The organism is Caldisericia bacterium (assembly GCA_026414995.1).
GTDB lineage: Bacteria > Caldisericota > Caldisericia > B22-G15 > B22-G15 > JAAYUH01.
Genome location: JAOAHY010000016.1, coordinates 13373 through 31781 on the forward strand (window position 1 = coordinate 13373; position 18409 = coordinate 31781).

The following is an 18409-nucleotide window of genomic DNA, read 5'->3' on the forward strand; positions in this document are numbered from 1 at the left end:
AATGGAATATTTAGCAGGTAAACCAAAAATTAAAATTTTAGAAGATAACAATAATTATCTTAAAGTTGTAATAGATCCACTTTATAGAGGTTATGGTATTACAATTGGGAATGCTTTAAGAAGAGTTCTTCTTTCTTCAATTATTGGTTATGGTGTATATGCAATTGAAATAAAAGGAATAACTCATGAATTCACAACTATTCCATATGTTTATGAGGATGTTCCACAAATAATATATAACCTTAAGCAACTTGTTCTTAGAGGAAACCTTGAGAAAGATAAACTTCATCTTCATGTAAAAGGAGAAAGAGAAGTTAAAGCAAAAGATATTGATCCTAATCCAAATGTAGAAATAATAAATCCAGATTTACATCTATTTACAATAACAGATAAAAAAGGTGAAGTTGAAATGTTATTGTATGTCAAAAGAGGTTTTGGATATTTATTAGATTCAGAAAATAAAGAACCTGGATTTCCAATAGATACAATATTTATTGACACAAACTTTTCACCAGTTAAAAGAGTGAATTTTGAAGTTTCTTCATCTGATGTAGCTCCTTTCCCAAAAAGAGAAAAACTTACATTGGAAATATGGACAAATGGAGCACTTTCTCCAAGAGAATCAATAAAAGAAGCAATTAATATTTTTAATTACTATATGGGTATGCTTTCAGAATTAAAAGTTGAAGAAGAGAAAAAAGAGATAAGTATTGAACTTTTACCTCTTTCAACTAAAGTTAAAAAGGTTCTTATTAGCGAAGGAATTGAAACTCTATCACAACTTAAAAAAGAATTTTTATCTGGTGGACTTAAAGATTTAAAGGGTATAGGCGAAAAGTATTTAAATGAAATTGAAGATGTTCTTAAAAGTTATAGTGAAGAAGCAGAAGAAGAGAGTATTTTAAATAGATCAATTGAAGAAGTTGCTACAGAGCTTTCAATATCTATGGATGACCTTAATATTTTAAAAATTGGTGGAGTAAAAACATTAAAAGATTTAACAAAACTTTCAATACAAGATCTTTTGTCAGAAAAATTTAATTTATCTTCAAAAGTTGTAAAGAAAATTGAAAATAGATTGAAAAAATGGAATTTATCTTTAAGAAAGGAGATTAGCGATGAGACATAAAGTTGGTTATAGAAAATTAAATAGATATCCATCTCATAGAAAAATGATGTTGAGAAACTTAGTTACTTCTCTAATATTAAAGGAAAAAATTGTAACCACTGAAGCAAGAGCAAAAGAAGCAAGAAAACTTGCAGATAAAATAATTAATCTTGCAAAAAAAGATACACTTCATGCAAAAAAACAAATTTATTCAATTTTACTTTCAAAGGATGCAGGGAAACATCTTGAAGAAATTAAGGATAAGTTTGAGGGAAGAGATGGTGGTTATACCAGAATTGTTCCTTTAGGAGAAAGGAGAGGAGACGGAGCGAAGTTAGTAGTTCTTGAACTTGTTAAAGAGTGATTGAATTAAAGAATTTATACTTCTCATATTTTATTCCAGATAAGGTTGATGTTTTAAAAAACATTAACCTTAAAATTAATAAAGGTGAATTTATATCAATTATAGGAAAAAATGGATCTGGTAAATCTACTCTTGGTAGATTAATCTCATTTTTACTTGAGCCAACTCAAGGCGAAATTTTAATTGATGGAAAAAAAGTTAAAAATGAGATTGATTATCTTGAAATAAGAAAAAAAATTGGAATGGTTTTTCAAAATCCAGACAATCAAATTGTTTCACAAATTGTTGAAGAAGATATAGCTTTTGGATTAGAAAATTTAAATTATGATGAAGAGACTATAAAAAAGAAAGTTGAGGAGGTATTGCTTGAAGTTGATCTTCTTGAGGAGAGAAGATTTCCTCCTCACTTTCTTTCTGGTGGTCAGAGACAGAAACTTGCAATTGCAGGAATATTAGTAATGGAACCAGAATATATTGTTTTAGATGAACCAACTTCTCTTCTTGACCCAAAAGGAAGAGGAGATGTAATAAAATTGATAACAAGATTAAATAAAAAGGGAATAACCATTATATTAATTACACATAGAATGGAAGAAGCAATATTAGGGGATAAAATTTATGTTTTAAATGATGGAGAAATAGTGATGGAAGGTGAACCAGAAGAGGTATTTACAAATGTTGATTTTTTAAGAAGCATTGGTCTTTCTGTGCCACCTCTTACTTATCTTTCATACTTACTTAAAATTGAAGGATTACCAATTGAGGTAAAATTATGGAATTTAAAAGAAATGAAGGAAGAACTCCTGCAATTGAAATTAAGAATTTAACATATACATATTCAAGAGGCCTTCCTTATGAAAAAGAGGCAATAAAAGATATTAATTTAGTAGTATATGAAGGTGAAGCAGTAGGAATTTTAGGACACACTGGAAGTGGTAAATCAACATTAATTCAACATTTGAACGGAATACTTCTTCCCCAAGAGGGAGAAGTCAGGGTTTTTGGAGAGAAAATCATAAATGATAAAAAATTTTTAAGAAATTTAAGAAAAATTGTTGGAGTTGTATTTCAATTTCCAGAGGATGAACTTTTTGCAGAAACTGTTTTTGAAGATATTGCATTTGGACCAAAAAATCTTGGATTAAGTGAAGATGATATTAAAAAAAGAGTATTAAATTCAATAAATGAAGTGGGTTTAGATGAAAGTTATCTTGAAAGATCCCCATTTTCTCTTTCAGGAGGAGAAAAAAGAAGAGTTGCAATTGCCTGTATTTTATCAATGGAACCAAAAATTCTTGTTTTAGATGAACCAACATCAGGATTAGATCCAATAGGAAGAGAAGAGATAATTTCATTAATTAAAAAATTAAAAGAACAGAAAAAAGTAACAATAATTATGATTTCACATTCAATGGAAGATATTATTCAATTTATTGATAGAGTTTATATTTTAAATAACGGTAAAGTTGTTTTAGAAGGAAAAACTGAAGAAATTTTTCAAAAAAAAGAACTGTTGGAAAGGTATGATTTATCTGTTCCTGAACTTTTTCAATTAGGTGAAGAGTTAAAAAAAGAAGGCTTTGAAATTAAAAACCCATTTAAAGATTTTGAAATTGCAAAAAGAGAAATTTTAAGGAATTTATCATGATAAGTAAAGATTCTATTGTAATTGGACAATATTATCCTGGATTTGGTTTTTTATATACTTTAGATCCAAGAGCAAAAATAATATCTTTTCTTTTTTTGATGATAGTAATTTTTGTATTCAAAAGTTTATATTCTTTTATTCCAGTTTTCTTTTTAATTTTATTCTTTTTTATATCATCAAGAATTCCATTAAAACATGTTTTAAGGGGACTAAAACCAATTTTCATTCTCTTAATAATTACTATTTTTTTCCATTTTTTCTTTACACCAGGTATAGAAATTTTAAAAATATTATTTTTTAAATTAACATATGAGGGTTTAAATAGAGGAATTTTTATTGGAACAAGATTAATTATTTTAATTTTAATATCTTCAATATTAACTTTTACAACATCTCCACTAGAATTGACAAAAGGTTTGGAATTTTTAACCTTACCTTTAAACAAAATTGGATTTCCATCATCAGAGATAATTATGATGATAACAATAGCTTTGCGATTTATCCCTGTACTTGTAGAAGAAACCGATAGAATTATTGTAGCACAAGTTAGTAGAGGAGCTAATTTAGATGAGGGTAATATTATAAAAAGAGCAAAAAATTTAATTCCAATATTAATTCCTCTTTTTATTTCTGCTTTTAGAAGAGCAGAAGACCTTGCAATTGCAATGGAGGTAAGATGTTTTCAACCAGGTAAAAAAAGAACATATATGAGAAGACTTTTATGGCATAAAAAAGATACAATATTTATTATATTTGTTTTCTTTTTAGGAATTATTTCTTATTTTATAAAATGGTAAAAAATATAAAACTCACATTAATGTATGATGGAACAAATTTTTTTGGAACTCAAAAAAACAAAAATTTAAGAACAGTTGAAGGAGTTTTAGAAATAACTTTAAAAAAAATTATAAATATAGAAAATATTGATATAACCTTTGCTAGTAGAACAGATAGAGGAGTTCATGCAATTGGTCAAGTTGCTAATTTTTTGATAGATACTAATATTCCAGGGGAGAGATTTAAAAATATTTTAAATAATAAACTTCCATCAGATATAAAAGTTAAAGAATCAATTGAAATAGAGAATAATTTTTCATCAAGATTTAATTCTAAAGGAAAAATTTATATTTTTTTTATAAATTACTCAAAAGAAGAACCACATCCTATAATTGATAGATACTCATTATGGTTTCCATATGAAATTAATTTAGATAGACTTTATAAAAATTTAAAACTATTTGAAGGAGAGAGAGATTTTTCTAGTTTTACAACAGAAGAAGAAAGGAGAGAAGTTTCAACAATTAGAGAAATATATGAAACAAATTTAATAAAAAAGAATAATTTTTTAATTTTGTATTTTTTTGGTAAATCTTTTTTAAGACATCAAATAAGAAGAATGGTTGGAGCGCTTCTTGAAATTGAGAGAAGAAATTTAAAAAGTGAGGTTCTTATTGAAGCATTTAAATCAAAGAAACATTTCATCGGAGAAAAAAAAGTTTCATCAAGAGGACTTTTTTTATATAAAGTGATTTATTAATTACCCTTTGCAAATTTTATAACCTTCATTGCAAGACAAAGTGTTGAATCTATAATTGGAATTTTTGTATTTATAAATTGTAATAATAGAGGAATTTCTGTACAACCTGCTATTATTATTTCTGAGCCACTTTTTATATATTCTTCAACTATTTTCATGAATGAATCTTTGTTTTCTTTTATTTTACCCCCTTTAATTGAATAAATAATATTCATAACATCATCAAGCAAATCATCTCTTATAATAACTTTATAACCTTCTTCTTTAAGAGGATTTTCATAAACTTTTCCAATTATAGTGCCTTTTGTTGCAACAAGGCCAACATTTTTAATTTCTTTATAATTTTCTTTTATTTCTTCAATAACAGATTCAACTATACTTATAAAAGGAACAGATAAATTTTTTCTTATTTCATCTAAAAAATAGTGTGCAGTATTACATGGCATACATATCGCTGAAACACCTAAATTTTCAAGATTTTTTGCAGATTTTAAAATGTAAGGTAGTGGATTTTCACCTTTTCCTAAAAGATATGCTGTTCTATCTGGAATTTGTGGGTAATTATCAATTATTAAATGTATATGCTCTTGGTCTTTATTTGCTTTTGTATTTTTTATTATTTTATAAAAAAGGTCCAGAGTAGCCTCTGGACCCATTCCACCTATTACACCAATTATCTTTTCTTTTATTTCCATTTGGAAAGGTCAAGTTCCTTTTCTGTTTTTGCTACAATTGCAGTTCCAACCATGTCTCCAGTAACATTTAAGCAGGTTCTACCCATATCAAGAATTGCATCTATTCCAAGAATCATTGCGTATGCTGCTGCAACTGCTGTGCCTGCTTCAACTTTAAATCCGACAGAGTTTAAAACCATAAGAAGCATTATTGCTCCTGCACCAGGAACTCCAGCAGTTCCAATTGATGCTAGAGTTGCTGTTAAAACAACTATCATTTGTTGTGAGAATGTTAAATTAGCTCCAACTGCAAAAGCTACAAATAATGTGCAAACACCTTGGTATAAACATGTACCATCCATATTTATTGTTGCACCAAGTGGAAGAGTAAAAGAATAAATCGATTTTGGAACTCCTAAATTTTCATCTGTGTTTTTCATTGTAATTGGAAGAGTAGCACTCGAGCTTCTAGTAACAAATGCAGTAAGCATTGCTTCCTTGGCTCCTTTTAGAAATCTATAAAATGATAACCCAAAAAGCGATAATGCACCTCCATAAACTAAAAATAAGTGAACAGCTAAACCGAGATAAACTGTAAGAGTTACCATTCCGAGTGGTCCAAATGCTTTTGGACCCTGTTTTCCGAATACAACTGCAATTAATGCAAAGACACCAATAGGAGCATATTGAAGTACACCACCAACAATCTTATACATTATTTCTGCTGCTGCATCTGAAAATTTAAAAACAAGATTTGCACCTTCTCTTAATCTTTCATCTTTACTCTCTCTTAAAATAGAAATTGCAATACCAAAAATTAATGCAAAGAAAATTATTGGCAAAACATCTCCTTTTGCTAAAGAATCAACTGGATTAGTTGGAATTATATTTAAAAGAGTTTGAACTACTGAAGGAGCGGTTAACTCTTTTCCTGGTGCTTCACCAGGTAAAGTTAATCCAAGACCTGGTTTTAATAAATTAGCAAATATTAAACCTATAATAACTGCTATTACTGTTGTTATTAGGTAATAGATAATTATTTTAACTCCGACTCTTCCAAGTTTTGATGGAGCAATGCTTGCTGCACCAGTTATTAATGAGAAGAATATAACAGGAACCACAATCATTTTTAATAATCTTATTAACAAATCTCCTAAAGGTTGTACAACTTCTATTTTTGGTCCTACAACAATACCAACGATTATACCAATAATTAACCCAATGAGAATTCTTAAGAGTAGGTTTGGTTTAAAATACCAATCTAAAATTCCCACTCTTTTTTTCTCCATTTTTTACCTCCTATCTATGTATTTAAATAATTTACCATTTTCATTATAAATAATTTATTAAAAAATTAAAAGATTTTATTATGTTATAATCAATATAATGATTATTTTAGGAGGTATGATAATGTCAAAAGTATTGGGAGAAGAAGTTTTAAGAAAAGCTATACAGGGTGAATTACAAGCAGCAAATTTTTATTCAGATGTTTCAAAATTAATCGTTAATAAAAAATCTAAATCTCTTATAGAATCTCTTTCAAATGAAGAACTTAAGCATAAGGTAATTCTTGAGAAAAGGTATAAAGAACTTTATAATAAAGATTTTGAAGAGATTCCAGGCTTTGTTTTTGACCCAAATTTAAAAATTGAAAAATTTGGGATAAATTCTAAAAGTGATGCAATAGAAATTATAAGTTCAGCAATTGAAGCTGAAAATAATGCAATCAAATTTTATTTTGAACTCATGCAAGGAGTAGAATCAAATGAAGATAAAGATTTACTTCAATCGTTAATAAATTTTGAAAATTCTCACAAACAAAGATTACAAGATGAATATGAGAAATTAAACAAAGAATTTATTTGGAATATACCTGAATAAGATGGGTGTTGTAAGTGTAAAAAATTTAACAAAGTTTTATGGAGAACTTAAAGCAGTTGATAATGTCTCTTTTGAAATTGAAGAAGGAGAGATTTTTGGTTTAATTGGACCGAATGGAGCTGGCAAAACAACTACTTTAAGAATAATTGCAACCATTCTTTCACCTACTGAAGGTGATGTAAAAATATTTGGGTATGACCTCAAAACTCAAAGCGATAAAATAAGGGAGATAATAAGTTATCTTCCTGAAGAAGCAGGTGCTTATAAATCTCTATCTGGGTTAGATTATCTTGAATTTATGGCCTCTCTTTATTCAAAAGATAATGTAGCAAAAGAAAAATATCTCAAAAACGCTCTTCAAATAGCAGATTTAGGAGATAGAATCAAGGACAAAATTGGAAGTTACAGTAAAGGAATGGTTAGAAAACTTCTTCTTGCAAGAAGTTTGATGCACTATCCTAAGTTAGCAATACTTGATGAACCAACATCAGGTCTTGATGTAATAAATTCTATTGAAATTAGAAAAATAATAAAAGAGTTCACAAAAAATGGAACAACAGTTCTTTTATCATCTCACAATATGCTTGAAGTAGAATTTTTATCAGATAGAATTGCTCTAATAAATAAAGGTAAAATTCTTCTCCAAGGAAAACCAGAAGATTTAAAGAAAGAATTTAATGCAAGAAACATAGAAGAGGTATTTATGGAGGCAGTGAATAAATGAAAAAATTTTGGGTTTTATTTAAAAAAGAGGTGAAAAGTTTAATTACACTACAACTTATTATTCCTTTGGTCATAATGGTTGTAATATTTTCATTAATTGGTAATATTGTCGGCAAACAAACCCAAAAGGCAAGTGAACCAAAATCTATAGCTATTTTAGATTATGATGATACATTTCTTTCCAAAGAAGTTATCAATACACTAACTCAGAGCAATTTTAAAGTTAAACTTCTTGATAAATATATTTCAAAAGATGATGCAATTTTAAATATAAAAAAAGAGAAAATTCAAACTTTAATTATAATTCCATTAGGCTTTCAAGATAATGTTATAAGATACATACCAACTGAAATTGAGACTTATAATATTATGACAGGATTTTCTATGATAAATATAATGCAATCAGTCTCAACAAATGCAATTTTAAATAGTATAAATGAATCAATTTCTAATAGATATATATCTGAACGTTTCATTGGAATGAACCCTGATTCAATTAAAAGACCTATAAAGGTAAAAAGTTTTGTTATGGTAAAAGATAAAATTTCAGAAACAACAATAGAGGCAATTTCAAGTGCTGTAACTTCTCAAAATACTTTTATACCAATTATATTAATGATTGTTATAATTTTTTCATCACAAATGATTGCATCTTCAATTGCACAAGAAAAAGAGAATAAAACTTTAGAAACTCTATTAACAATTCCAATAAATAGAACTTCAATTATATTTGCAAAGATGTTAAGTTCAGGAGTTATAGCTTTAATTATGTCAATCGTTTATATGGTTGGAATGAGAAATTATTTATCTGGAATAATGAGTAGCAGTGGTATATCTCAAGGAATGCAAAGTATGTCTAAGGTTTTGAGTGAACTTGGATTAACTTTTAACACAACAACATACATTATTTTAGGCATCTCTCTTTTTTTAGCAATTCTCTGTGCACTATCACTTGCAACAATATTAGCTGTTTATGCAGATAGTGTTCAAAGTGCACAAACTTTATTAACTCCTTTAATGGTTATGGTATTAATACCATATTTTCTATCTTTATTTATTGATTTAAATTCTCTTCCTTTTATAATAAAAATAATTATTTTCCTTATTCCATTTTCACACCCCTTTATGGCTAATACATTTCTTTCTTTTGGAAATTACATCTTTCCAATTATAGGAATTGTATATGAAATAGTTTTCTTTTTAGCATGTCTATATATTGCAACAAAAATATTTTCTTCTGATAAAATAATTACAACAAAGTTAAAAATCACTAAAAAAATATCTTTTTGAATTTAACTGTTAAAATAAAGTTATGAATTTAGTTGATGGAGTAATAATTTTAATTCTTATTTATGCTTGTTATGCAGGATATAAAAAGGGAATTTTTAAAATAATAATTTCTATTGCCGGATTTTTCTTAAGCATTTACCTTGCCTATAAATTTTCAACTAATTTGGCAATTTTTCTTGAAGAAAGGTTCGGTTTTATAACTAATATTAAAAACTATATAACTCCTTTAATTAATTTACCACCAGAAACTAAAATTTTATCAAACACTCAATCAAACCTTTATCTTTTTATTGATTCACTTAAACTTCCAAAATTTTTAAAATCATCATTTTTAGAAAATATTAACTTATTAACGAATTTCGAAAGCATAAATACAGTCTTTGAATCGTATATTTATTTAATTTCACTTGTAATTGCAGAGATTATTTCTTTTATTATTCTATTTTTATTCTTCATAATTATATTTTCAATTTTAAAAGGAATATTTTCATCAATATTACATAAAATTCCAATAATTGGAACACTTGATAGAATATTTGGTCTAATAATAAATATGATGCTTTTCTTTTCAATAATAATATTAATTGTTTTTATTTATTCAAATTTATTATTAAAGATAATTAAACCAGATTCTATTATTGTTAGATATTTTGAGTCATCAAAAATTGTAAAGTTTATAGAAGATAATATGGTATTTTTTAAATCTATACTTAATGCTCTTATTGTTAAAATCATGGAGGCATTGAGTTGAAAAAAATTTTGATATTAACTATTATATTTATTTTCCTTTCTTTAAATAAAATTTATGCTTTAAATGTTGACATAAGAGTTCTTTTGTTTCAAAATCCTATATATTTAGAATTTGGAGATAAGATAACCTTAAAATATAATAGTTTTGAAATTTTTAATGAAAGTAAAATTTACTATATTGAAAAAGATTTAAATACATTTAGAGTTAGAGTAGGAATCTTTATTTCTATAAACGATGCTTTAAAATACTATGATTATTTAAAAGAAAAGATTCAAGGAAAAGAGTTTTTTATAAATTTTGAAAATGGAAAATATGCTTTAGAAATTGGTGATTTCAAATCAAACGAAGAGAGAGAAACCTTTAAATTGATAAATAAACTCTATCTTATCTTTATGGAGAATGTAGATATTTCAGGTTTTTACATTTTTTTTGGATCAGAAAGATTAAAAATACAGTTGAAAAAGAATGAGTTAAATGGAATTATTTTTGAGATATATCCTCAAAATGATTTTGTTAAAGTTAATAATAGAAAGTATAGAGGTTATATTTATCTTTATGTGAATTTCTCAACCTCATACATAATTAATAAATTAAATATTGAAGATTATCTCAAAGGGGTTGTTCCATCTGAAATGCCCGCAAGTTTTAATATTGAAGCACTTAAAGCACAAGCAGTTGCAGCAAGAACATATGCTTTATCAAGGATAAAAGAAAAAAATATTTATGATGTTACTGCTACACCATTAACTCAAGCTTATCTTGGAGTTGATAAAGAAAATGAGAAAACAACTCTTGCGGTTGAAACAACTAAAAATGAAGTTATTACCTTTGATGGAAAAATAATAGAGGCACTTTATCATTCTACATCTGGTGGTTATACAGAAAATAATGAAAATGTATGGTTTTCAACACCTTACCCATATTTAAGAGGAGTTGAGAGTCCATATGAAGATAAATCACCACATTACAGTTGGACTCAAACTTTTACAAATTATAGAATTCAAATGTTATTCAAAAAATATTTTAAACAAAACAATCTTTATGATATAGGAGAAATTATTGGATTTGAAGTAATAAAAAGAGGAGTTTCTCCGAGAGTTGTTGAAATAAAAGTTATAGGTATGTATGAAGATTTGATTTTAACAGGGCCGCAATTTCAATCTATATTAGGCCTCAAAAGCACTTGGTTTGATTTTGAATTTAAAGTTTATAGATTCAATCACCTATATTCAATTGTAAATATGGTTGATAAATTACCTCTTTTTAAAAGTAGTTTTGATGGATTAGTTAAAAAATTTGAAGATTTTGAATATAATATCCAAGATATTAGAAGAAGATGGGATATAGTTGTTTTTAAAGGAAAGGGTTGGGGACATGGAGTTGGTATGAGTCAATGGGGAGCTCAAGGTTTTGCAGAAAATGGTTTGAATTATATTAACATATTAAAACATTATTATACTGGCACAAATGTAGTAAAATTAGAGAATGGAAATTGATTTATTTGATTATGAGCTTCCGAAGGAACTTATTGCTCAAGAACCATTAAAAGAAAGAGATAAAGCAAGATTGCTTGTTTTATATAAAGATAGTGGAAAAATAGAACATAAATTTTTTTATGAACTTCCAAATTTATTAGAAGAGGGAGATCTTCTTGTTTTAAATGACACAAAGGTTATAAAAGCAAAAATTAGTTTAACACTTGATACTGGTGGTAAAATTGACGCACTTTTTCTTAAAGGCTCGAAAAATTACATAGAAATCAAAGCAAAAAGGGCAAAAAAATTAAAAGAGGGAAGAGAAGTATATTTTAAAGATGGAACAAAAGGGTTAGTTAAAAAAATTTTAGAAGAGGGGAAAAGAGTTCTCGAAATTCCTGAAATTGATGACTACATCTCTTTTATCGAAAAAATAGGTGAAGTTCCTTTACCTCCATATATTAAAAATAAAAATATTAAAGAAGAAGATTATCAAACAGTTTATGGAAAATATTTAGGTTCAATTGCAGCTCCAACTGCTGGTCTACATTTCACAGATAATTTAATTCAGAAGTTAAAGGAAAATAAAATAAAAATTGAATATGTAACTTTGCATGTAAGTACTCCAACTTTTGAACCACTAAAGGGAAAAAGATTAGATGAAATTAAACTTGGTGAAGAATGGATTGAGGTTAGCGAGAGAGTTTTAAATGAAATTAAAAATACAAAAATGAATAATAAAAGAGTTATTGCTGTTGGAACAACAGTTGTTAGAACTCTTGAGACAGTTTCAAGAATGGAAGGTATAAAGGAATATAAAGGAACAACTAATTTATTTATTAAACCTCCTTTTGAATTTAAATTTGTTGACTCCATGATAACTAACTTTCATCTTCCAAGAACTTCTCTTCTTGTTTTAGTCTGTGCTTTTGGTGGAATTGAAAATGTCTTAAATGCATATAAAATTGCAGTAAAAGAAAGATATAGATTTTATTCTTTTGGTGATGCTATGTTAATTATTTAACTTTATAGTATAATTCTTTTGGAATTAACAAAATTTAAGGAGGATTTTTATGATTAGATTTGCTGAAAGAACACAAACAATGGGAACAGAGGGTGCATTTGAAGTTCTTGCTAGAGCTAAAGAACTTGAAAAAATGGGTAAAGAAGTTTTTCATTTTGAAATAGGAGAACCTGACTTTGATACTCCTGAAAATATAAAAAAGGCTGCTTTCGAAGCTTTAAATAAAGGTTTTACTCATTACACCCCTGCTTTTGGAATTTATGAAGTAAGAGAAGCAATTGCAAAATATATTACAAAAACAAGAGGATTTGAAGTAAAGCCTGAAAGTATTATTGTAACTGCTGGTGCAAAACCTGCAATTGTCTATGCATTGTTATCACTTGTAGATAAAGGAGAAGAGGTGATTTATCCAGATCCTGGTTATCCAATATATAATTCTGCTGTTAGAATCGCTGAGGCAAAACCTGTTCCTTTACCTCTTTTAGAAGAAAAGGACTTTAGATTTGACCTAAATGATCTTGAAAAGAGAGTGACAGATAAGACAAGAATGATAATTTTAAATTCACCCCATAACCCTACTGGTGGTATTTTGACACTTGAAGATTTTTATGGAATAAGAGATATAATTGGAAATAAAGAGATTTACATATTAGCAGATGAAATTTATTCAAGAATAGTTTATGAGGGGGAATTTATATCTATAACAAAAGTTAAAGAATTAAGAGATAGAGTTATATTAATTGATGGTTTTTCAAAAACATACGCAATGACAGGATGGCGTCTTGGATATGCAGTTGCTGATCCAGAAATAATAAAAATGATTGCAAAATTTGTAATTAATAATTATTCATGTCCAACAGCTTTTGTTCAAATTGCAGGAATTGAAGCACTTGAAGGAGATCAAAGTTCAGTTGATTATATGGTTAAAGAGTTTAAAGAGAGAAGAGATATAATTGTTGAAGGATTAAACAATATAAATGGAATAACTTGTCGACTTCCAAAGGGTGCTTTTTATGTATTTCCAAATGTGAAAAGTTTTGGAAAAACCTCTAAGGAGATACAAAATTATCTTTTAAATGAGTATGGAATTGCATGTCTTCCAGGTACAAGTTTTGGAGAATATGGAGAAGGATATTTAAGATTTTCTTATGCAGCGAGCAAAGATAGCATTAAAAAAGCATTAGAAGTTTTAAAGGAGGCATTTAAGAGGTTATAATGGATTATTTTAGTTTACTTCTTTGGTTATTTATTTTTGTTTCACTTTTTTATCCTGTATTTCAAAGAAGACAAATAGAGTTTGCTAGATTAAGAGTTATAGCATCTCTTCAAAAAAAGAGGGGGTCAAGAGTTATTACATTGATTCATAGAGAAGAATCTATTTCATTTTTTGGAATACCTTTTAGAAAAATGATTGATATTGAGGATTCAGAACAAATTTTAAGGGCAATAAGAGAGACTCCTGATGATATGCCGATAGATCTTATTCTCCATACCCCGGGAGGACTTGTTCTTGCTGCAGAGCAAATCGCTAGAGCATTGATTAGAAGAAAAGGAAAAGTTACTGTTTTTATACCTCATTATGCTATATCAGGCGGAACTTTAATAGCACTAGCAGCAGACGAAATTGTTATGGATAAGAATGCTGTTCTTGGACCAATTGATCCACAAATTGGAGGTTATCCTGCAATTTCAATTTTAAAAGCCGTTGAAAAGAAAAATATAAATGATCTTGATGATCATACATTGATTCTTGCTGATATAGCAGAAAAAGCAATGAATCAGGTTTATGAACTCGCAACAGAAATATTAAGTGATAAAGAGGAAATATTAACAAGAGAAAAAATTGAATTCATTGCTAAAGAGTTATCTTCAGGAAAATGGACCCATGATTATCCATTAACATGTGAAAGAGTTAAAAAACTTGGATTACCTGTTTCTTTTGATATGCCAGAAGATGTATATTTACTTATGAGTTTATATCCACAAGCAGGTGTTGGTAGGCCATCTGTACAATATTTACCAATGCCAGTTCAACCGCCTCAAAAAAAGACAACACAAAATGAATAATAAACTAAATGCCTTAATTAAAAATATTGCAAAGGTAATTGTTGGTAAAGATGAAGTAATCAAAAAGGCAATTATTACTTTAATTTCAGGTGGTCACCTTCTTATTGAAGATGTTCCAGGAGTTGGTAAAACAATGCTTGCAAAATCTATTGCAAAAAGTATAAATCTTGATTTCAAAAGGATTCAATTTACACCTGATTTACTTCCTTCAGATATTATTGGAATAACTGTATATAACGAAAAGACGAAAGAATTTGAATTTAAAAAAGGTCCTATTTTTTCAAACATAATTCTTGCTGATGAAATAAATAGAAGTACACCAAAAACTCAATCTGCACTTCTTGAAGCAATGGAAGAAAAACAAGTTACAGTTGATGGAATAACTTATCGCCTTAATGAGCCCTTTTTTGTAATTGCTACTGAAAATCCAATAGAATATGAAGGAACATTTCCTCTTCCTGAAGCACAACTTGATAGATTCTTTATGAAAATTGAGATTGGTTATCCTAATAAGGAAGATGAAGTTCTTCTTTTAAGTAAAGTTCAAATAAAACATCCAATTGAAGATTTGGAGGAAGTTATAACAAAAGAGGAAATTTTAGAAATTCAAAAAGAGATAAGAAAAGTTCATATTGATGAATCTCTTAAAGAATATATTGTTAAACTCGGAAAAGAACTAAGAGATGATGACGATATTTATCTTGGACCTTCTCCTAGGAGTTTGATTGTTTTAATGAGAGTCTCTCAGTCAAAAGCATATATTGAGGGAAGAGATTTTGTCATTCCTGATGATATTAAATATCTTTTTGAGTCAGTTATGTCTCACAGAATTATTTTAAAACCTGAATCTAGACTTAAAGGAGTTAGTGAAAAAGAGGTATTAAAAAGAGTAGTTGAAAGGGTAGAAGTCCCAATTGTTTAAAAATTTTAAAAAAGAAATAATCCTTTTTATTATTTTATTTATTGGTATTTTATTAAACTCTAAATTTTTAATTTCAATATCTATTTTCTTTGTTTTATATATTCTCTTCTATAAAAATTTTTTAAGAAATGAAATTAAAAATTTTAACTATTCAATAAAAATTTCTCCAAGCTTCATTCTTGAAGGTGAATTTTTAGAAATCTCTTACTTTTTAAAATTCTTTAAAACAAATTTAATTAATTTTGAGTTAATTCCTTCTCTTCCAACATATTTTATACCAATTGAAAATAAAAATTTATATCTCGAAATTTATAAAAATAATGAATTTATACATAAATTTAGAGTTAGAGCTAAAAAAAGGGGTAAATATTTTCTTGGAAGTTTTAAAGTAAGAGTTTATGATATTTTAGGTCTTGTCAACATAGAACAATTTTTTGATCTTAAAATTGAAGTAGTTGTTTATCCAAAAATGATTGATATTAAAAAATCTATTATTAAAATGAGAGAACCATCTTTCGGAATAAAAGTAAAAGAGAAAATTTTTGAAGATTTTACATCTATTCAAGGTCATAGAAAATATACTGGTAATGAAGAGCTTAAAAAGATAAATTGGAAACTTTCTGCTCATACTGGTGAACTTTTGGTAAAAGAATTTCCATCAACAGCAATAACTTCTGTTACACTTATTATTGATACATTTGGTTCAAATAATCCAAGAAATCAAGAAATATATGAAGAACATGTGACAACTATATCTTCATCTTTTATATATTTTTTTGAAAGATCTAAATTTTATTATGGTTTATGGATTCCAGAATATTTGAGAATTGAAGAAAAAAATGGAAAAGACCATCTTATAAAAGTTCTTTCAGTAATTTCAGATTTAAAAAATACAAAAGAAATTGATTTTTCATCTTTTATAATTGAAAATTCAAGAAAGATAAAAGAGTTAAGAAATGTATTAATAATCAAAAGAACTATAAATATTCCTGAACTTTATAATCTTATAAAAACAAAAAGCATGTTTTCAAATTTTACAATTTTTCTTCTTCCAGATTTTGGATTCTTATACCCTTGGGAAAAACCTCATCCATATAATATACAAGAAACAGAAGAAATAGAGTATGTAAGAAAAATAAAAGATTCTTTAAAAAGAGATGGAATTAATATTATAATTATAAGAGGAAATGAAAGCATCAAAGATCTTGTTTTTGTATAATTTAACTCTTATTTTAAACTGGTTTTTAGTAAGTTTTTTACTTATAAATATTTTGTTTAAGAATATTTTTTTATCAATTTTAATTCCAGCTTTTTTCTTTATTTTTATTCCTAGTTTTAAGAATATAAATATAGAAACCACTTTAAAAATATTAATCAGCATTTTTTCAATTTTTATGATTTTCATTACAAACACTCCTATTACTTTTCAAATTTTTCTAAAAATTCTTTTGTTCTCATTTATTTATATTCTCTCATTGATAACTTTAAAAACAGAAATTTCAAATTATCTATCAATTATACTAATTGCCATTATATTATTTTTTTATGAAAGATTTATTGGAACCAATTTGTTGATCTTTATTTTGTCTTTTATTTTTATAATCCAATCAATTTTTTTAAATTTTTTTAAAAATAAAACTTATTATTTTTGGGAAAATAATTTTTTAATGAAAACATCACAAGGTAAAAGAATTTTTAAAAATTTAATTTTGATTTCATTAATTTCAATTATTTTAATCTCAATGATATCATCAATAAATATTAATTTTATAAATAAATTGACATTACCAAGTGATTTTATATTAAATAGAAATGAAAATTTACAAGAAGAAAAAAATTTTGAAACAAAAGATTCTAAAATAACGATATTTACTAAAAGATATATTTTTAGAATTAGTGATTTTTCAAGAAAATTCTTAAATTTTCTTTTTAATTCTTTCTATCTTATTCTATTTTTAGGTATTTTCGTAATTTTAATATTATTTGGAATAAAATTTTATAATCTTATTAAAGCAGTTTATGGAAAGGAGAAATCAAAAAGATTTTTAATCTCATCATTTATAATTTCGGTTTCGATAATTTTATCAATATATTTTTTATATAAACCATTTGAAATTCTAATTAGGTCTATTGTTAAAAATACAAAAATAGAAGAAATTTCTATTCCGTTGTTTGAAATAATTCAAAAGATAAGAAATTTTTTTAGTTCAAACTCTAATATAAATCAAAAAACATTACCAATTTCAATTGACTTTGGTTTAATTTTTGTAGTTTTAACATTTATTATAGCATCAACGATTTTTTTATACTTTTTGATTTTTTATATGTATAAATCTAATTTTAATGAAAGAAAACTAGAATTAAATAAAATTATAGAGGAATTTAGTAATGAAAAAGATGAAATTTTTGAAATTAGTGGTACACCTAGAGAAAAAATTATAAAACTCTATAATATTCTAATTAAGAAACTTTCATTGATTATATTGAAACTTGATTATGAAACTCCTAATGAATATAGATTAAAATTTAAAAAAGAAAAACCTGAACTTTCAAATGAGATTGATTTAATTACAGATAATTTTATTATTTCAAAATATTCTTACTATGATATTAGTGATGAATCATTTAATAAAACATTTTTAGCATTTAAAAAATTAGGTAGTAAAATATTTAAGGAGGTGTACTTTGGCAGAGAGATTTAAAGGTGCAGATAGACCTGAGACAGAGGAGGGAAAACAGTATCATATAGATTTAAAAAAAGGTGATCTTGCTAGATATGTTTTAACTCCAGGTGATCCAGGAAGAGTCGATAGAATTTTAAAAACATGGGATGAAGGAGAAATAAAGGCGTTTCATAGAGAATATAAATCTGCAACTGGAAAATATAAGGGAGTACAGATTTCAGCTTTATCAACAGGTATAGGAGCTGTCTCTTATACACATCT

At 26.6% G+C, this 18409-nt stretch carries 20 protein-coding genes; 18 read left to right on the forward strand and 2 right to left on the reverse strand.

Going from position 1 to position 18409, the window contains the following annotated elements:
• Position 1 precedes the first annotated feature (1 nt).
• From rpoA to truA, 6 genes are read left to right on the forward strand one after another with little or no spacing between them, the layout of a single operon-like run.
• The gene (gene rpoA / locus N3D74_05730; protein ID MCX8095666.1) at positions 2-1129 is read left to right on the forward strand and encodes a DNA-directed RNA polymerase subunit alpha; all 1128 of its coding nucleotides are present in this window, start codon (positions 2-4) and stop codon (positions 1127-1129) included.
• Positions 1119-1472: a 50S ribosomal protein L17 gene (gene rplQ, locus N3D74_05735; GenBank protein MCX8095667.1), complete on the forward strand. Its 354-nt coding sequence runs from the start codon at positions 1119-1121 to the stop codon at positions 1470-1472. The genes rpoA and rplQ overlap by 11 nt, the downstream gene beginning before the upstream one ends.
• On the forward strand, positions 1469-2299 hold the full coding sequence (locus N3D74_05740) for an energy-coupling factor transporter ATPase (protein ID MCX8095668.1): 831 nt from the start codon (positions 1469-1471) through the stop codon (positions 2297-2299). Before rplQ ends, N3D74_05740 begins: the two co-directional genes overlap by 4 nt.
• Complete coding sequence (locus N3D74_05745; protein ID MCX8095669.1) at positions 2245-3120, forward strand: energy-coupling factor transporter ATPase; 876 nt, start codon at positions 2245-2247, stop codon at positions 3118-3120. The genes N3D74_05740 and N3D74_05745 overlap by 55 nt, the downstream gene beginning before the upstream one ends.
• Positions 3117-3917 (forward strand): energy-coupling factor transporter transmembrane protein EcfT, encoded by an 801-nt coding sequence (locus N3D74_05750; GenBank protein ID MCX8095670.1) that lies wholly within the window; start codon positions 3117-3119, stop codon positions 3915-3917. The genes N3D74_05745 and N3D74_05750 overlap by 4 nt, the downstream gene beginning before the upstream one ends.
• A complete protein-coding gene (truA, locus tag N3D74_05755) occupies positions 3911-4657 on the forward strand; it encodes a tRNA pseudouridine(38-40) synthase TruA (protein ID MCX8095671.1) in 747 nt (248 codons plus the stop codon). The genes N3D74_05750 and truA overlap by 7 nt, the downstream gene beginning before the upstream one ends.
• Here truA and N3D74_05760 read toward each other — a convergent pair.
• Together N3D74_05760 and N3D74_05765 are read right to left on the reverse strand one after the other, a co-directional pair.
• On the reverse strand, positions 4654-5352 hold the full coding sequence (locus N3D74_05760) for an amino acid racemase (protein MCX8095672.1): 699 nt from the start codon (positions 5350-5352) through the stop codon (positions 4654-4656). The genes truA and N3D74_05760 overlap by 4 nt on opposite strands.
• The gene (locus tag N3D74_05765; GenBank protein MCX8095673.1) at positions 5343-6620 is read right to left on the reverse strand and encodes a dicarboxylate/amino acid:cation symporter; all 1278 of its coding nucleotides are present in this window, start codon (positions 6618-6620) and stop codon (positions 5343-5345) included. Before N3D74_05765 ends, N3D74_05760 begins: the two co-directional genes overlap by 10 nt.
• 121 nt (positions 6621-6741) lie before the next feature.
• Here N3D74_05765 and N3D74_05770 point away from each other — a divergent pair, with 121 nt between their 5' ends.
• From N3D74_05770 to N3D74_05825, 12 genes are all read left to right on the forward strand, one after another.
• Positions 6742-7212, forward strand: a complete 471-nt coding sequence (locus N3D74_05770; GenBank protein MCX8095674.1) for a ferritin family protein — start codon at positions 6742-6744, stop codon at positions 7210-7212.
• A 1-nt stretch (position 7213) separates the two neighbouring features.
• A complete protein-coding gene (locus tag N3D74_05775; GenBank protein ID MCX8095675.1) occupies positions 7214-7936 on the forward strand; it encodes an ABC transporter ATP-binding protein in 723 nt (240 codons plus the stop codon).
• Complete coding sequence (locus tag N3D74_05780; protein MCX8095676.1) at positions 7933-9225, forward strand: ABC transporter permease; 1293 nt, start codon at positions 7933-7935, stop codon at positions 9223-9225. Before N3D74_05775 ends, N3D74_05780 begins: the two co-directional genes overlap by 4 nt.
• Before the next feature lie 22 nt (positions 9226-9247).
• On the forward strand, positions 9248-9976 hold the full coding sequence (locus tag N3D74_05785; protein MCX8095677.1) for a CvpA family protein: 729 nt from the start codon (positions 9248-9250) through the stop codon (positions 9974-9976).
• Positions 9973-11472 carry a SpoIID/LytB domain-containing protein gene (locus N3D74_05790; GenBank protein MCX8095678.1) on the forward strand — a complete coding sequence of 500 codons (1500 nt, stop codon included), beginning with the start codon at positions 9973-9975 and terminating at the stop codon, positions 11470-11472. The genes N3D74_05785 and N3D74_05790 overlap by 4 nt, the downstream gene beginning before the upstream one ends.
• Entirely contained in the window at positions 11462-12475 is a 1014-nt protein-coding gene (gene queA / locus N3D74_05795; protein ID MCX8095679.1) for a tRNA preQ1(34) S-adenosylmethionine ribosyltransferase-isomerase QueA, read from the forward strand. The genes N3D74_05790 and queA overlap by 11 nt, the downstream gene beginning before the upstream one ends.
• Positions 12476-12524: 49 nt before the next feature.
• Positions 12525-13691 (forward strand): pyridoxal phosphate-dependent aminotransferase, encoded by a 1167-nt coding sequence (locus N3D74_05800; protein MCX8095680.1) that lies wholly within the window; start codon positions 12525-12527, stop codon positions 13689-13691.
• Positions 13691-14542: a hypothetical protein gene (locus N3D74_05805; protein MCX8095681.1), complete on the forward strand. Its 852-nt coding sequence runs from the start codon at positions 13691-13693 to the stop codon at positions 14540-14542. The genes N3D74_05800 and N3D74_05805 overlap by 1 nt, the downstream gene beginning before the upstream one ends.
• Positions 14535-15464, forward strand: a complete 930-nt coding sequence (locus N3D74_05810; GenBank protein MCX8095682.1) for a MoxR family ATPase — start codon at positions 14535-14537, stop codon at positions 15462-15464. Before N3D74_05805 ends, N3D74_05810 begins: the two co-directional genes overlap by 8 nt.
• Positions 15457-16683, forward strand: a complete 1227-nt coding sequence (locus N3D74_05815; protein MCX8095683.1) for a DUF58 domain-containing protein — start codon at positions 15457-15459, stop codon at positions 16681-16683. The genes N3D74_05810 and N3D74_05815 overlap by 8 nt, the downstream gene beginning before the upstream one ends.
• Positions 16652-18166, forward strand: coding sequence for a hypothetical protein (locus N3D74_05820; protein ID MCX8095684.1), 1515 nt, complete (start codon positions 16652-16654; stop codon positions 18164-18166). The genes N3D74_05815 and N3D74_05820 overlap by 32 nt, the downstream gene beginning before the upstream one ends.
• Positions 18150-18409, forward strand: a 260-nt coding sequence (locus N3D74_05825; protein ID MCX8095685.1) for a uridine phosphorylase, incomplete at its 3' end; no start/stop codon positions are given. The genes N3D74_05820 and N3D74_05825, both read left to right, overlap by 17 nt.

What these genes read in the sequence shown, in the direction of transcription:
- rpoA (MCX8095666.1), top strand. Translation starts at nt 2, where the DNA reads ATGGAATATTTAGCAGGTAAACCAAAAATTAAAATTTTAGAAGATAAC.
- rplQ (MCX8095667.1), top strand. Translation starts at nt 1,119, where the DNA reads ATGAGACATAAAGTTGGTTATAGAAAATTAAATAGATATCCATCTCAT.
- N3D74_05745 (MCX8095669.1), top strand. Translation starts at nt 2,245, where the DNA reads ATGGAATTTAAAAGAAATGAAGGAAGAACTCCTGCAATTGAAATTAAG.
- N3D74_05750 (MCX8095670.1), top strand. Translation starts at nt 3,117, where the DNA reads ATGATAAGTAAAGATTCTATTGTAATTGGACAATATTATCCTGGATTT.
- truA (MCX8095671.1), top strand. Translation starts at nt 3,911, where the DNA reads ATGGTAAAAAATATAAAACTCACATTAATGTATGATGGAACAAATTTT.
- N3D74_05760 (MCX8095672.1), bottom strand. Translation starts at nt 5,352, where the DNA reads ATGGAAATAAAAGAAAAGATAATTGGTGTAATAGGTGGAATGGGTCCA.
- N3D74_05765 (MCX8095673.1), bottom strand. Translation starts at nt 6,620, where the DNA reads ATGGAGAAAAAAAGAGTGGGAATTTTAGATTGGTATTTTAAACCAAAC.
- N3D74_05770 (MCX8095674.1), top strand. Translation starts at nt 6,742, where the DNA reads ATGTCAAAAGTATTGGGAGAAGAAGTTTTAAGAAAAGCTATACAGGGT.
- N3D74_05775 (MCX8095675.1), top strand. Translation starts at nt 7,214, where the DNA reads ATGGGTGTTGTAAGTGTAAAAAATTTAACAAAGTTTTATGGAGAACTT.
- N3D74_05780 (MCX8095676.1), top strand. Translation starts at nt 7,933, where the DNA reads ATGAAAAAATTTTGGGTTTTATTTAAAAAAGAGGTGAAAAGTTTAATT.
- N3D74_05785 (MCX8095677.1), top strand. Translation starts at nt 9,248, where the DNA reads ATGAATTTAGTTGATGGAGTAATAATTTTAATTCTTATTTATGCTTGT.
- queA (MCX8095679.1), top strand. Translation starts at nt 11,462, where the DNA reads ATGGAAATTGATTTATTTGATTATGAGCTTCCGAAGGAACTTATTGCT.
- N3D74_05800 (MCX8095680.1), top strand. Translation starts at nt 12,525, where the DNA reads ATGATTAGATTTGCTGAAAGAACACAAACAATGGGAACAGAGGGTGCA.
- N3D74_05805 (MCX8095681.1), top strand. Translation starts at nt 13,691, where the DNA reads ATGGATTATTTTAGTTTACTTCTTTGGTTATTTATTTTTGTTTCACTT.
- N3D74_05810 (MCX8095682.1), top strand. Translation starts at nt 14,535, where the DNA reads ATGAATAATAAACTAAATGCCTTAATTAAAAATATTGCAAAGGTAATT.
- N3D74_05820 (MCX8095684.1), top strand. Translation starts at nt 16,652, where the DNA reads ATGAAAGCATCAAAGATCTTGTTTTTGTATAATTTAACTCTTATTTTA.